The sequence below is a fragment of the Sphingobacterium sp. UBA5639 genome, from assembly GCF_002421245.1.
In the GTDB taxonomy this organism is placed as follows: Bacteria; Bacteroidota; Bacteroidia; order Sphingobacteriales; family Sphingobacteriaceae; genus Sphingobacterium; species Sphingobacterium multivorum.
In genome coordinates this window covers 122,893-137,617 of record NZ_DIJR01000036.1, presented here as the reverse complement: position 1 = coordinate 137,617, position 14,725 = coordinate 122,893, and the positions used below count along the sequence as shown (strand labels likewise).

General features: G+C 40.8%; 10 protein-coding genes. 9 read left to right on the top strand and 1 reads right to left on the bottom strand.

Annotated elements, in window-relative coordinates; translation table 11 throughout:
* The first annotated feature begins 77 nt into the window (after positions 1-77).
* Together B4Z90_RS23075 and B4Z90_RS23070 are read left to right on the top strand one after the other, a co-directional pair.
* A complete protein-coding gene (locus B4Z90_RS23075; RefSeq protein ID WP_286775365.1) occupies positions 78-923 on the top strand; it encodes a S41 family peptidase in 846 nt (281 codons plus the stop codon).
* Between the two features lie 34 nt (positions 924-957).
* Positions 958-2,049: a DKNYY domain-containing protein gene (locus B4Z90_RS23070; protein WP_286775366.1), complete on the top strand. Its 1,092-nt coding sequence runs from the start codon at positions 958-960 to the stop codon at positions 2,047-2,049.
* Between the two features lie 29 nt (positions 2,050-2,078).
* On the opposite strand, the gene B4Z90_RS25255 is transcribed toward B4Z90_RS23070, so the two are convergent.
* The gene (locus B4Z90_RS25255) at positions 2,079-2,219 is read right to left on the bottom strand and encodes a hypothetical protein (RefSeq protein ID WP_376746074.1); all 141 of its coding nucleotides are present in this window, start codon (positions 2,217-2,219) and stop codon (positions 2,079-2,081) included.
* A 385-nt stretch (positions 2,220-2,604) separates the two neighbouring features.
* Between B4Z90_RS25255 and B4Z90_RS23065 the strand changes: the two genes are divergently transcribed.
* From B4Z90_RS23065 to B4Z90_RS23035, 7 genes are all read left to right on the top strand, one after another.
* On the top strand, positions 2,605-4,068 hold the full coding sequence (locus B4Z90_RS23065; RefSeq protein WP_201639763.1) for a hypothetical protein: 1,464 nt from the start codon (positions 2,605-2,607) through the stop codon (positions 4,066-4,068).
* Positions 4,069-4,195: 127 nt separating this feature from the next.
* On the top strand, positions 4,196-4,723 hold the full coding sequence (locus tag B4Z90_RS23060) for an RNA polymerase sigma-70 factor (protein ID WP_201639764.1): 528 nt from the start codon (positions 4,196-4,198) through the stop codon (positions 4,721-4,723).
* A gap of 97 nt (positions 4,724-4,820) precedes the next feature.
* Positions 4,821-5,768 (top strand): FecR family protein, encoded by a 948-nt coding sequence (locus tag B4Z90_RS23055; protein WP_201639765.1) that lies wholly within the window; start codon positions 4,821-4,823, stop codon positions 5,766-5,768.
* Positions 5,769-5,835: 67 nt separating this feature from the next.
* Entirely contained in the window at positions 5,836-9,180 is a 3,345-nt protein-coding gene (locus B4Z90_RS23050; RefSeq protein WP_286775368.1) for a SusC/RagA family TonB-linked outer membrane protein, read from the top strand.
* 53 nt (positions 9,181-9,233) lie between these two features.
* Positions 9,234-10,754, top strand: coding sequence for a RagB/SusD family nutrient uptake outer membrane protein (locus B4Z90_RS23045; protein WP_115047156.1), 1,521 nt, complete (start codon positions 9,234-9,236; stop codon positions 10,752-10,754).
* 14 nt (positions 10,755-10,768) lie between these two features.
* Positions 10,769-12,601, top strand: coding sequence for an alkaline phosphatase (locus B4Z90_RS23040; RefSeq protein ID WP_286775369.1), 1,833 nt, complete (start codon positions 10,769-10,771; stop codon positions 12,599-12,601).
* 165 nt (positions 12,602-12,766) lie between these two features.
* On the top strand, positions 12,767-14,560 hold the full coding sequence (locus B4Z90_RS23035; protein WP_286803429.1) for an alpha-L-fucosidase: 1,794 nt from the start codon (positions 12,767-12,769) through the stop codon (positions 14,558-14,560).
* Positions 14,561-14,725: the final 165 nt, after the last annotated feature.

The window sequence follows — 14,725 nt, the reverse complement described above, 5'->3', positions numbered from 1 at the left end:
AGCAGAATAAGGACCTGTATCAAGCTAAAAAAAATATATTGACGAAGAAAAGCTTGCTGGTTTCAAATGAGACCTGTATGCAACTTTTGCAGGAATATCTTGACTTCTTCCACGATGAACACATTGTCTTAGCTGATCTTTCCAAAAAGAAAAATGCTCCACAAACAAGTACCGAAACCCCAAAAGCAGAACCAGAAGAGGAAATAAGTTCAAAATCGATCAGTCCCGATATATTTTATATTAAGATCTCAAGCTTCGGGTACGAAAACATAGCCCCTTTCAAAGAGCTGATCGAAAAAAACAAAGAAAAGATCGAAAGCAGTAAAGGACTTATTATAGATGTACGAAACAACGGCGGTGGAACGGACGATGTATACCAGCCGCTGTTACCTTACATCTTAACTAATCCCATCCGAATTATGAGTGTTGAGTTTTTTGCGACACAGACCTTAGTCAATGGATTGCGTGATTATGCCATCAAGAATATCAAGCGGGATTCTCTGAATGAAGTAAAAAGAATTGACGAAGATCTTCGGGAATACAGGGAAAATATCGGAAAATTTGTCCTGTATGGTGACAAGAAGGTGATCATAGATACGATTGCTATTAATAAAAAAAGTCCGCAACAGGTCATTATCCTAGCCAATAGAAATGTAGCCAGTTCAGCGGAGAATTTTTTATTCAGTTCCCGCCAGAGCAAAAAAGTAAAAATCATGGGAACCCCGAGTATGGGTGCCCTTGACTATGGCTCTATACGTGAGTTCAAATTTGGTTGCGACAACTACCAGCTCCTTTTGCCGACCTACCGATCTACCCGTTTACCACAATATCCAATTGACAATATAGGTGTACAGCCCGATATCTATCTGGATGATTCCATTACAGACTGGATCGATTTTGCGGTGCGTTACATCAATGAATAATCAATAATTGCGATAAAGTATAACGTTGGCGAGTATGAAAAATATCTTAAAAATGGGAATAATATGTGCTTTGATAGGTCTGCTCTTTTCCTGCAAAGAGCAAGTGAGTCCTTTGTCTGAAGATTACTACAAAAAGAGCGGTGCGATCTATTTTATACCGGGCGGAAACGGTTTTGAACGAGGTTCGAGAAAAATGGTTGCCGATCTGGCAAGTTTTGCTGTGATCAATGAGGTCTATGCCCGCGATAAAGATCATGTCTATTTTATGGGATGCCCGCAAGAGCTGGTCGATGTAAGGACCTTTCAACTGAAAAACAACATTCCAATCGATCAGGAGCATGTATTCAAGTTTGAAGGTTTTGCTTCGGCTACTTCAACGTGTATCCAAAATCAGCTCACCATTATCGAAAGAGCAGATCCTGCAACTTATACAACATTATATCATCAACTTCCAGCACTAGCTAAAGATAAAGCACAGTACTTTTATAGGTATCAACCGCTGAACGTCGACTATGCTTCATTCAACGTAGTTAACAGTAATTTTGTAAAAGATAAAAATCAGCTTTATGTTGTTACGGACAAAGGTATTCTTTCGCTGCACTACAAAATTGCTCGCGTTGAGGCGCTCAATGCAGCATATATCCTACTGGATGGTAAAAAGTTACTTTATTATGAACCTCATCAACATATTGGCCTGTTGGAAATCAATATTCCTTCGTCAAATAAAATCAAATTCCTTAATGAGAAAACAGTAATCATTGATCAATTGATAGTTATTTCGGGAAAGAAATTTGGATACCCTGCGGTCGATCCGGGCAGCTTTGAATTATTAGAAGGATCAAACGGAAACGCCACTTGGTCACGCGACAAAAATCATGTCTATTATAAGCAACAGATATTTTCAGAAGCAGATCCAAAGACTTTTGAGGTCCTCAAGTTTGCCGTCGCCAAGGATGCCAAACATATTTTCATTGGCAATAAAATATTCAACGGACCAGATGTAAAAAGTTTCAAAAAGGTTGATAAATCTCGGGTGAACCATGATTTCGAAGATGACCTTGGCAACAGATACTGGTATCAAACCAATAAAGGGGAGGTTATTTTGGTTCCGGTTACAAAGAAGTAATAGAAGCACCGAGGACTTTACGCCCGGCGTTAAGAAAGTATGAGTTCGTACCGTACAGATCTCCCATGTCCCAACTGTTCAACTATCCCCAGTTCCTGCAACCTTTGCAGATCCCTAGTCGCAGTAGCTTTTGAGGTCCGTGTAATAGAAATATATTTTTTTGCAGTCATCCCGCCAATAAAACCTTCAATTCCATGCTCAAATTAGGCCACTCTTTATATTGCCAGTTATACATATTGAGCCGATTTAAAAATCTAATCGGCTCAAATATAAGTAAAATTTGAGCCGATTAACCAAATTAATCGGCTCAAAGGAAAAAGCATATTCATTATTGGCCTCTCTTGACGATAATTTACAAATAAATTCCCTTCCTTTTGAATCTTCAAGATAATCACTGAAATCGGCTATTTTTCTAACGATTGTTTCCCCTACTTTAGCTTCCAAACCCAATGGTTTAGTAAGCGTATAGTTTAAATACCGGTAATCAACAAGCTGGTAACCGCAGCAATACACGGGCTACTTACAAACAACCAGGTTCAATTTATAGAAAAAAGGATGATCAAATCATTATTGCTAAGTATAACAACTATGCTATGTATCACAGCATGTGCACAGGAATCCGCCATAATCACAAAAAATGACCGGGTTAAATGGATTCCCTATCAAACCAAAAACAAGCAGTTTGTCTATGTCGACAGCGCATTCCAGAAGAAGCTATCCCAAGAGTTCCATTGGGCTCAGCCTTTCACGTCCACAGGATATGCACTGGTAGCCAATGAAAAGGATCAAACGGGGATCATTAACAGCGAAGGTGAATTTATCGAACATTATTCCGACACAGATTTACAGCTCTTAGACCTCAAGCAGCTGACTCTTCTGATGAAACGCCAGGAATACGAAAAGAAATTGCCCTTCTGGAAATGGGACTGGAATATCCTAAGCAGTTATATCAAGAAAACAGCTACTTATGTCAAGCTTGAAATACGGGTATTGGAAAGTAATCAGATTCTGCTGAAAAAAGATATTCCTTACGATGAGAACGAATATAACCTTGCAACTTACCCCTTAAACGACAAGCATCTGATCCTCAATGGGAACCTGTATCTGCTAAAAGATCAAAAACTTAAGAAAATAGAAGAACACATTGAAATGCCCTTGGAAAACGGACGTTATATTCCAGCATCAGCAAACAGTTTTACCATCCTTGATATCCGAAGCAAAAAACCGGTTTTATCCGCTTTGACAAGCATAGACAAAATAGACCTTCTTTGGAAAAATGAGGACATACAACTCGATTCTATCAATCAGGAGCGCTACAGCCCAGCAATCCCCAAACTACTAAAGGACAATAATACAGGCAGCATATATGCCTTTCCACAATACGACAAAGCTTTTCCAAAACAAATTAGACAAGCCAATGCGACACAGATTGCCTTTCTAAAAGAAATATCCTTAGTTTATTCGGTGACTAATTCGCCCTATTTTATTCTAGGCAGATTTAACTACGATCATGCCATCTGGGCTTATGATTGGTTATATATGGATAAAGATGGCAACTTATTGGACACCATCAAAGCCCCGAACTTCTATATCCTGGATCAGGTGGGTAATTTGGTCTGGCCAGACAAACACATGTTACTCACCTCGAATGCCCTGGAAAAGAATTGGAAGACCGGAAAAATAAAGTACATCGATTCATCAGAAGATCTTTATTTAATTGATGTAAAACGAGGTGATCTAGAACCTACAAAAGGCCTATGGAATTCAAGTACAAAGACTTGGGATATAAACCCCGATTTCGAACATATTGAAACCTTAGATGGTAAACGACAAATCTTTGCATTACAGGAGCATAAAGATGGTCGCTATACTTTATACAACAACAAGACAAAACAACGAATCGGCAACAAAAGCTACATGACCATCAATCCCAACGGGTGGGTACAACATAAAAATGAGCGCAATCGGGACGACGGCTATTTTATTGACATTGCTACGGGCAAGGAATATAAAGAATAAAAATATACCGCTCAATCTCAGCAATAATTCCCAAGATTAATTTATAACAGACAAAATATACTCTTTAAGATTTATTAACTTTAAAGGAATACTGAGTTATTAGCTTTGTCCAATTAAAACTGATCTTGTGAGCGAATTATTGATAGCATCATTAAAGCGAGGTGACCACTTTGCCATGGAACAGATTTTTAATCTGTACTGGGAAGCCATATTTGATGCAGCTTTTAAGAAAATAGGCGACGAAAATGTGGCTCAGGACATTACCCAGGAAATCTTCATTTCGCTGTGGGAACACCGTGAGCAGGTCATCATATCTGGTGGTCTTGCAGCCTATCTACATGGGGCTGTCAAATTCAAAGTAATCAACCATTTTCGGAATACGACAGTTAAAGATGGACATAAAGCCGAACTAGCGACTTTAATGAACCAACGATATGCGGATTCAGCGGACGACCTACTGATCCTAAAAGACGCGCAGCAAAAAGTTGAAGAAGCTTTGATGCTGCTTCCCGAACGTATGCGACTGGTCGTCACCATGAGCCGAAAGCAAGAAAAGTCTATCAAGGAAATTGCGAGCGAGCTAAATGTCTCCGGACAAACTGTCAAGAACCAAATTACCTCGGCCATGAAACTGCTCAAAAAAAGCCTCTCTTAGGCAGTTCCTCCATTTTTTTTGAGTGTTAACAATAATTTAATATACTCCTAATATTTTCGACTAGTACCATTTCCCATTTGAAGTGACATGTATTCAAATGAGGGAAGAAAAAGCAAAGCAGTTACTGCAAAAATATTTAAATGGAGAGGCTACCGCCGCCGAGATTAAGCAAGTCGAAGATTGGTACGCCCAACTGGATAACGCTGCAAAAAAAGTTCCGCAGGAACGAAAAGCTGCACTGCGCGAACAATTATTGGCCAATATTCAGTCCAGTATTTCAGAAAAGGGAAGTAAACGACCTTCCCTGCTGTATTCACCTGTATTCAAAATAGCAGCCGCTATTTTAATGATTGCTTCCATAGGACTTCTTTATTGGAAAGTAAATAATCAACCTATCACAGCATCTGCGCAGATCGTCACAACAACCCTTGCAGGGGAACATAAAAAGATTGTCTTGGCAGATGGTTCGGAAATTATCCTCGAACCATCTTCAAAAATCAGCTATCCAAGTAAATTCAAGGGCAATATCCGTGAAATAGCACTTACTGAGGGGGAAGCCTTCTTTGACATTGCCCACGACGAGAAGCATCCATTTCAGGTACAGCTTGCATCGAAGCTAGCAGTTAAAGTATTAGGAACTTCTTTTCGGATAAAAGCCTATCAGGCTTCCGATCAAGTCGAAGTCACCGTCGCTACGGGTAAGGTTGCTGTGGAGCAAAATGATAAGATCCTCGGCATATTAACCAAAAACCAAAGTCTACGCTATGATAAAGAGACCAAACAATCATCGCGCAACCTAGTAGAAAAAAATACAGCCGTAGCCATTGCGTTTGATGGAACACCACTTAAGGAGGTGGTAAAAAGACTGGAATATGTCTACAACATCGAAATTATCTTAAAAGACACTTCACTTTCGCCTTTAAAAACAACAGCCACATTCAATAGCACACAAAATCCGGCAGAAATACTGGATATCATCTGCAGCCTACATCACCTCAAGTACAGTACGATTGAAAAGGATAAAATATTTAAAGTCCACAAATAATGTCTAAAAATTTACCTAAAACATCTTAGTCACCATGCGTAATTCATTACCTAATCATTACAAAAAAATGAAAACACCTGCATTCAAAAGAGAATTCTCTTTTTATCGGATCATGAAGTATCCCTGCATCGCATTTTCGATTACTTCGGTATTCTGCAGTTCGTTGATGGCCTCCCCAAGCATGGCCCAACGTCTGGACAAAAGCAGTGTAAACATCAAAATAAGCAAGGGCGAGAAACTCGATGTGATTCTACACAAAATCGAGAGTCTTTCAGGCCTTCATTTTGTTTATAATCCCGATCTATTGCAAGAACGTAACACGGTCTTAAGCGGCAATTTTAAAACTGAACCAGTTCGCTCTCTTTTGAATAAGCTTGGAATCAATGCGGTGGAAAAAGAGGACTATGTGATCTTGAACACACAAGCAAACATGAAGGCAAATCGTATCGTGACAGGTTTTGTACGGGACACATTGGGAACTGCAATCGCAGGTGTTTCTGTAAAAGTAGTTGGTACGCAGGTTGGAACGACAACAGATACAAAAGGAGCCTTCCGAATCGAGGCAGGACCGCAAGCTGTACTTTCTTTTTCGATGGTCGGATTCCATTCCAAGGAAGTCGCAGTTGGCGAAAATGAAGTTATTAATGTAACGCTAAGCGAAGAACGTTCGACCCTATCCGAAGTTGTTGTTGTTGGTTATGGAACGCAGAAAAAAGAGACATTAACGGGTGCTGTAAGCTTGGTTTCACTTGACAAATTATCGTCTAGGTCTGTCAACAGCGTTGGCGAAGTATTGGCCGGAAAATCGCCAGGTGTTATTGTCACAAACGAAGGTGGTGACCCAACTGCTTCACCCCGTATCAATATCCGCGGTGCTGGTGGTATAAATGGTGAAAGTGTACTCTATGTTATTGATGGTTCCATTTTCCTAGGCACGCCACAATTAAATCCCAACGACATTGAGTCTATTTCTGTATTAAAGGATGCTTCTGCAGCAATCTATGGTGCCAGAGCTTCTGGTGGTGTGGTGTTGATCACCACTAAAAAAGGAAAAAAAGGGCAGATGCAAATTAGCGTTGATGCCAAGTTAGGCCAACAAAGCGCTTGGCGAAAATTACAGCCGCTAAATGCCGAACAACGTGCCGAAGTCGCTGCAACAGCTGCAAAAAATGGTGGAACGACCATCCTACCTGCTTTTGATCCGACCAAATACCCGGAGGGTCTAGTGACCAAAACAAACTGGATGGATGAAGTTTTTAGAAATGCAGCACTACAGGATTACAATGCTGCAATTAATGGTGGTAGCGAAAAATCTAGTTTTTACCTCAGTTTCAATTACCGCAACGCCGAAGGTATTGTCCTAAATACGAAAACCAAGCGTTATAACTTTCGTATAAATTCAGAACATCAACTTACCCCCTGGTTGAAAGTTGGTGAAAACTTATCCTACAGCAGTACCAATGGAAATGGTGCCAATACGAGCAGCGATTATACAGGAGCGCTATTATCTGCCATCTATTATCCAACCAATGGAACCCCTTACAATGCTGATGGCAGCTTTGCCGGTCTACCAGGGCCATTCCCGGGCGATTACGGTGATATCATTAACCCTGTTGCCGAACTGATGCGCATCGACATCAACAATCCGGTCAATGTCCTTGTTGTCAATCCTTATGCGAGCATCCAATTGGCAAAAGGCTTAACATTCAGATCCAACTTAAGTATTACTAAATCAAACGCTAGATATAAAAGTTTTACACCACGACGTCCGGAAATAGGCAAACCCGTTTTGAGCAATAGTCTGGTTGAACGAGCTGATGATGCAAACGATATCCTTGCAGAACAAGTTTTAAATTACAAAACTTCTTTCGACAAGCATCAACTTGACCTAACCGGTGGTTATACCTTTCAAAAGACAAAAAACACCTATCTATATACTTCCGGAGCAGGTTTTGACGATGAGTCCAAACAATACCGTTATTTAACAAATGCCAATACCATTCAACCTTCAGAAAGTGGCTACGCTTCAACAGCAATATCTTCGCTATTCTTACGAGCAAATTACAGTTACAATGATAAGTATTTACTATCGTTGATTGGTAGACGCGATGGGTCATCCATGTTGACAAAGGAAAATAGATTTAAAAACTACGCTTCTGCATCAGCAGGATGGGTAATCAGCAAAGAAGAGTTTTTAAAATCAGTAACCTGGTTAGATCAATTAAAATTACGCGGTAGCTATGGTATTTTAGGTAATCTCGGTAGTTTGTCAGCTGCAGCTGTCAACCCGCTACTAGCATCGACACAAAGTTATTTCGGTCAAACACCGACCTTACAAAAAGGATACGTACAAACGATTCTGGCCAACAAGAACCTCACTTGGGCTGAAAGTAAACAGACTAATATAGGTTTAGATTTGGGAATTTTCAACCATTTTAACTTAGTCGCCGATTATTTTATTAAGGAAACAAATAAAATGATCTTAACCCGTTCACTACCAGGCACAGCAGGCTTAAATAGTCAAACGATCAACGCGGGTTTAGTTAAAGACAGGGGTATCGAGCTAGGATTGACCTATAATAGTTCAAGAAATTCCGACTTTACATATTCCATCAATGCAACCTTAACCAAATTAAACAACAAGGTTGAAGAATTAGCACCGGGCTTGAACACCATTGCTGTGGGTACTAATTTCAGAAATGAATTGGCTCCGCTCTCTATTACCGTCGGTCAACCGCTCTACAGCTACTATGTGCTCAAAACAGATGGTATCTTCCAGAGTCAGGCCGAAGCTGATAATTACAAAAACGCCAATGGACAAAAAATTCAGCCGAATGCAAAAGCAGGAGATTTCAAATTTGTAGACATCGATGGCAATGGTTCAATCGGACCTGAAGATCGTTATTTTGCGGGCAGTGCATACCCGGATTTCTCCTATGGATTGAGCTTTAATGCGAATTATAAGGATTTTGATTTCAATATTTTTGCTCAGGGCGTTCAAGGCAACAAGCTTTTCAACGCTATCAAAAGAACAACGTATAGTGCAAGTGGCCCTTCTTACAATAAGTTAACGGGTATTTTGGACGCCTGGTCTCCAGAAAATCCAAATGGTAAAGTGCCAATCATTTCCACCTCGGATGCGAACGGAAACTTCAATGCATCCGATTTTTACATTGAAAACGGTTCTTACCTCCGCATTCGTAACGTTACATTAGGCTACACTTTACCAAAATCAATTGCAAGCAAATTTAAGACGGGTAACGTACGCATTTATGCAACAGCCAATAATCTGTTCACCATTACAAAATATACAGGTTTTGACCCAGAAATTGGGATGGATAACAATGGTCTTGATGTCGGCCGTTATCCACAAGCCCGAAGCTTTATTGTCGGTTTAAATGTCAATTTCTAATCTTAAAACAATGCAGATGAGTTATACTTATCAGCCCTAAAAAATAAAAAAAAATGAAAACGAATATAAAATACCTTGCAATAGCTGCACTAGCATTTTTTGCATCGTGCAACAAACAGTTAGATATAACGCCAGAGGGCTCCCCGTCTGCACAGAATTTCTGGAAAACGGAACAAGATGCGATCAAAGCAGAAGCTGGTATGTATGAAAAGTACAACGAAGAGGATTATTATGGCCGTGGAATGTTCTGGTTTATTAATGCCAGTGACGACATGGTGACCGGACGTAACAAACCCGAAGCGGACAATATCAAAAATTTCAACCGCAATTACATCGGTGGCGGTTATACAGAATCGCAATGGAGCATGCGTTATGCGATTATAAAAAGGGCCAACGATATTATTATCAATGTTCCCAATATCTCCATGGATGAAGCTCGAAAAAAACAAATCATTGGTGACGCCTATTTCAATGCAGGCCTGGTTTATTTTCAGCTGGCAGCAAACTATGGTAACGACAAGGCAGGTGTGCCTATTGTTACGCCTGAAACAGATGCTTCCGTTCCGGTAGCCAGAGCAAACAACGTTAACGAAAACTACGATTACATCATTTCACTGCTATTAAAAGCGGCCGACAACCTTCCTTATTTTTCTGAGATGAAGGATACCGATTATGGTAAAGCCCACAAAACAGCTGCATGGGCCTATTTATCAAAAGTATATCTGTACAAAAAAGATTATACCAATGCAGCGAAGTACGCGGATATGGTGATCAGTTCAGGCAAACATGAATTATTGATCAACTTTGTGGATGTGTTTAAAGCCGCCAACAACTGGTCCAAAGAATATATCTGGTCGGTGGTCTGTACGCCAAATGGTGGTGGTACTGGCTGGGGCAGCAAACTTCCAGGTGTAATGTTGACCAACAAAGCTTGGGGAATTTACAACGGCTGGGGTTACTATCTGCCGACAAAAGAACTTTACGATTCTTTTGAAACAGGTGACTTGCGTCGTGAAGCAACAATCTTGAAACCAGGAGACAAATTCCAGTTTTTTGGCGCAGAACGTACATTTACTAAAGACGGTGGCGCGACTTCGAACTATCAGTTCAAAAAATATATGGAACCATTTTCATATGCCAACCCTATTCCAACACATGTCAATCCAAATGGTGACAACGGCACTACAGACCTCAATGTACCCTTGATGCGTTATGCCGAAGTATTATTGATTAAAGCTGAGGCGGCCATTAATTTAAATGGCGCTGGTGCTGGTGATACCGAATTAAATAAAATTAGAAAAAGAGCTGGTTTAATCGCAAAAAGCGGAATGACCCTTGCTGACCTAAAACGTGAGCGCCGCAATGAACTTGCTGGTGAATGGGCAGACCGTCACCGCGATTTGGTCAGATGGGGCGATGCGCAAGCTACCTATGCCAAACCGCTACACGATTTTGATGGTGCTGTAATTTGGCCGGCTAGAAATTTCAATCCGCAAGTACATGATGTCTGGGCAGTTCCACAACGCGAGATCGACAACAGTTCCGGTGTCATTAAACAAAATGCAGGATGGTAAAAAACACTAAATTAATGTGGCTGCTATTTGCCAGCCTAAGCATTCAGTCAGTTTCTGCACAACAGAAACTGACTGCCAATGCAGGTCATAGCCACAATGATTACAAACAACAAATCCCGCTGTTGGAGGCTTACTATGCTGGAATGGGCTCTATCGAAGCGGACGTCTTCTACCGCAATGGGGAGCTCTACGTTGCTCATGAAAGCAGCGAAATCAAACCAGGGAAGACATTAAAAAAACTTTACATCGACCCCTTAGTTGCTTTCTTTAAGGAGAACGGCAATAAACCTTATGCCAAACCTGAGCAAACCTTGCAGCTTGTGATTGATATTAAGGAAAATTACGAACAGGTATTGTCTAAATTGTTAGCCGATTTGAAGGGCAACGAATCTGTATTCGACCAGCAGAAAAATCCTTCCGCCATTAAAATTGTCGTCAGCGGTGAAATCCCACCGCCCGAAAAGTTCGACAATTATCCATCGATGATTTATTTTGATGGTAGGCCGGAAAAAGACTATACGCCGGCACAGCTCAAACATATTGGGATTATTAGTCAGGATATTAAGCAGTATTCTGTCTGGAATGGCAAAGGAACTCCCACTCCGCCCGACCTTGAAAAGATGAAATCTGTAATAGACAAAGCGCATAAATTAGGTAAACCCTTTCGTTTTTGGGCTACGAAAGATAGTCCCAATAGTTGGAAAGAGCTTGGTCACATGGGGGTAGACTGGATCAATACAGACCACCCTACTGCACTTAAGAATTTCTATTTAAATAACGCTAAAGTCGAATACGCAAATCCAAAGGCCTACATTCCCTATCAGCCAACCTATAAAAATGATGGTGCAACGAGCAAGGTCAAGAATGTTATTTTACTCATTGGTGATGGAATGGGCTTAGCCCAAATACAAGCAGGTTTAAGTGCCAATTTTGGTCAGTCCAATATCATCAATATGAAACATATTGGTCTTTCGCGCACCGAAGCATCCAACTCGGATTTTACAGACTCCGCTGCGGGCGGGACAGCTTTGGCTACTGGACATAAAACCAATAACCGTTACATTGGCGTGGATGCAGACGGTAAATTGTTGAGCGCTATTCCTGATACACTTGCTCAACACGGGATCAAAAGCGGTATAATCAGTGCGGGAGATATTACAGATGCCACCCCGGCTGCATTTTACGCACATCAGATCGATCGGACCATGTCACAGGAAATTGCGGCAGATTTCAAAAATAGTCATGTGGATATTCTCGTTGGATCCCGTCGCGAAAGCTTCCTCAACAACAAGGATAACACGCTGATGAAGCAACTGACGGCAAAAGGTTATCAGCTTCAGCAAAATTTAGGTGATTTTGAAAAAGCGACATCAGGCAAACAGCTCGTTCTCCTGGCGGATTCTGCGACACGAAGAATACTCGATGGACGGGGAGAAATGCTAAAAACTTCCCTCTCAAAAACGATTGAGCTTTTGTCTAAAAATAAAAATGGCTTCTTTATCATGGCCGAGGGTGCACAAATCGACTATGGAGCCCATGCCAACGATCTTCCCTATGTTGTTACTGAGCAACATGACTTTGATCGGCTTGTCGGGGAAGCCCTAAAATTTGCGGACCAAGATGGTGAAACACTAGTCATTGTCACTGCAGATCACGAAACTGGTGGACTGTCCCTATTGGATGCCAATTATAAAAAGGGAACTGTTAGGGGCAATTTCAGTAGCGATGACCATACCAATATTATGGTACCTGTCTTTGCTTATGGACCGGGTGCGCAAAATTTTATGGGCATCTACAACAATACAGCAGTTTTTAAAAAGATTATCCAGGCCTTTAACTTGAAATAATCGCGTTAAAGCTTCATACTAAACAAAGACCCTTCGTTTAAATACGAGGGGTTTTCTCTTTTTTACAGACGACATTTTATCCTTCACAGCCACTTCAAAACCCAATTTAAGGATCGATATTCGATTTTTTGCCTATCTTGTAAGTCAAAAAACAGAACAACCTTTATGATACCATCAATCAAGCGATTACTGATTCTGTCATTATTGCTATTCAGTATTTCGGCCAAACTATTTGCACAAACTTCTGAAAAAGCCTCATGGTTTAAAGATGCCCGCTTTGGCATGTTCATTCATTGGGGACTATACAGTGCTGCTGAAGGCATGTGGAAGGGTGAACCCTTACGTTATATGAATAACTATGCCGAGTGGTTAAGATATCGCAACCGCGTCTCCAAAGAAGAATACGGTACCTTGGCAAAACGTTTCGACTGGAGTAAAATAGATCCTGAGCAATGGGTTCTTCTAGCAAAAGAAGCTGGGATGAAATACATTATCATCACCGCCAAACATCACGATGGTGTTGCTCTTTGGGACACAAAAGTTGGTCATTATAGCCTTCCACAATTGAGTGATTCCAATCGGGATGTCATCAAAGATATTGCAGTAGCCTGTAGAAAGCACGGCATGAAATTGGGTTTTTATTATTCACATTGGATTGACTGGGAACATCCATACGGCTGGAACCATCAACAGGAGCTGTCGGGACATGTTACCGATGCCCAATACAATCAATATTGGCAGGAAAAAGTTATCCCTCAACTTCGCGAACTGATGACCAACTATGGCGACATTGCATTGATATGGTTCGACATGTGGATCCCTTATCAAAAGTCGATCATCAAAAAAGAACAATTACTACAGGTTGTCAAATTGATCCGTGAACTACAGCCTAATTGCCTGATTAATTCACGCCTAGGCCTTCCTACGGATGCAGAGAATGTGGATTTCGAGACATTAGGTGACAACCAATTTGGCAGCAATTATATTAACCATCCCTGGGAAACCCCTGGGACGATTGCCCATTCTTGGGGTTACAATGGTCAGGAAAATGAATGGAAGTCAACCAGTCAAATTTTCCAGTCCTTAATCTCCAATGTAAATCTCAACGGCGGATTCACCTTAAATATCGGGCCACGTGCCAATGGAATGGTGCCCTACGAAAGTGTCAGTCGTCTGCACGAAGTCGGAAATTGGCTAAACACATACGGAGAAGGCATCTACGGCAGCACCGGCCTTGATCTAAACAACAACCAGTTCGATTGGGGTTACCTGACAACCAAAAAAGAAGGGCAAAAAACAGTCGTGTATGCACACGTCTTTAATTGGCCCTTAGACCATACACTTCGGATTACAGGAATCAAATCGACACCAGAACAGGTTTCCCTGATGAAGGGAAGTGTATCAACGGCACTAAAATTTGATCAGAGTCTCAGTTTAATCCATATCCAATTGCCTGACGCGCAGCCGGATCATTATGTTTCGGAAGTTAAATTAACCTTTAATGGGCCGGTGGAACTAGACAAAAATACGGTCTCAGAATCAACCTTTGGTGGCTTTTCATTGAAATCAACCAATAGCCTCAACCAAGGACTCAAAATTGTACGCTATAATGGAAAAAATCCAACGCATGCGATCCTGACGGGGGATACTAAGATCGATTGGGAGGTAACCATCCCTGAAGCGGGCATCTACTCACTCGATTTTTCAGCACATAATCCCAATAAAGAAAACAGTGTTTTTGAAGTCAGTACGACCAATCAGCGGTTGGAAGGGAGTTTTGCTTCGACCAACAAAATGGTGGTCGAGCCCAATGAAAACAACTATACAGAAGAATTTGTCGAAAACCGCATCGGCAAATTTAAATTCGATAAGCCCGGAAAGTATATCATAACCTTTAATAGTAAACAAGTACAACCACTTTGGTTCAACTGGATGTGGCTAGAAAAAATTAAGAATTAGACAGAAGGTCTTAGGCACAGAAGAGGTAAAATACTAGCAGGTATATTGNNCAATATACCTGCTAGTATTTTATATAAAAAGTTACATATTTTAATATTTATTTATTATTTTGGGGTAAAAGTTACCAATTTTGCAAATAAGTACTCAATGAGTTGCTTATACTTT

Excerpts from the sequence above, each read along its gene's own strand:
- B4Z90_RS23040 (WP_286775369.1), top strand. The coding sequence starts at position 10,769 with ATGTGGCTGCTATTTGCCAGCCTAAGCATTCAGTCAGTTTCTGCACAA.
- B4Z90_RS23035 (WP_286803429.1), top strand. The coding sequence starts at position 12,767 with ATGATACCATCAATCAAGCGATTACTGATTCTGTCATTATTGCTATTC.
- B4Z90_RS23065 (WP_201639763.1), top strand. The coding sequence starts at position 2,605 with ATGATCAAATCATTATTGCTAAGTATAACAACTATGCTATGTATCACA.
- B4Z90_RS23050 (WP_286775368.1), top strand. The coding sequence starts at position 5,836 with ATGAAAACACCTGCATTCAAAAGAGAATTCTCTTTTTATCGGATCATG.
- B4Z90_RS23075 (WP_286775365.1), top strand. The coding sequence starts at position 78 with ATGCAACTTTTGCAGGAATATCTTGACTTCTTCCACGATGAACACATT.
- B4Z90_RS23070 (WP_286775366.1), top strand. The coding sequence starts at position 958 with ATGAAAAATATCTTAAAAATGGGAATAATATGTGCTTTGATAGGTCTG.
- B4Z90_RS23045 (WP_115047156.1), top strand. The coding sequence starts at position 9,234 with ATGAAAACGAATATAAAATACCTTGCAATAGCTGCACTAGCATTTTTT.
- B4Z90_RS23055 (WP_201639765.1), top strand. The coding sequence starts at position 4,821 with ATGAGGGAAGAAAAAGCAAAGCAGTTACTGCAAAAATATTTAAATGGA.
- B4Z90_RS25255 (WP_376746074.1), bottom strand. The coding sequence starts at position 2,219 with ATGACTGCAAAAAAATATATTTCTATTACACGGACCTCAAAAGCTACT.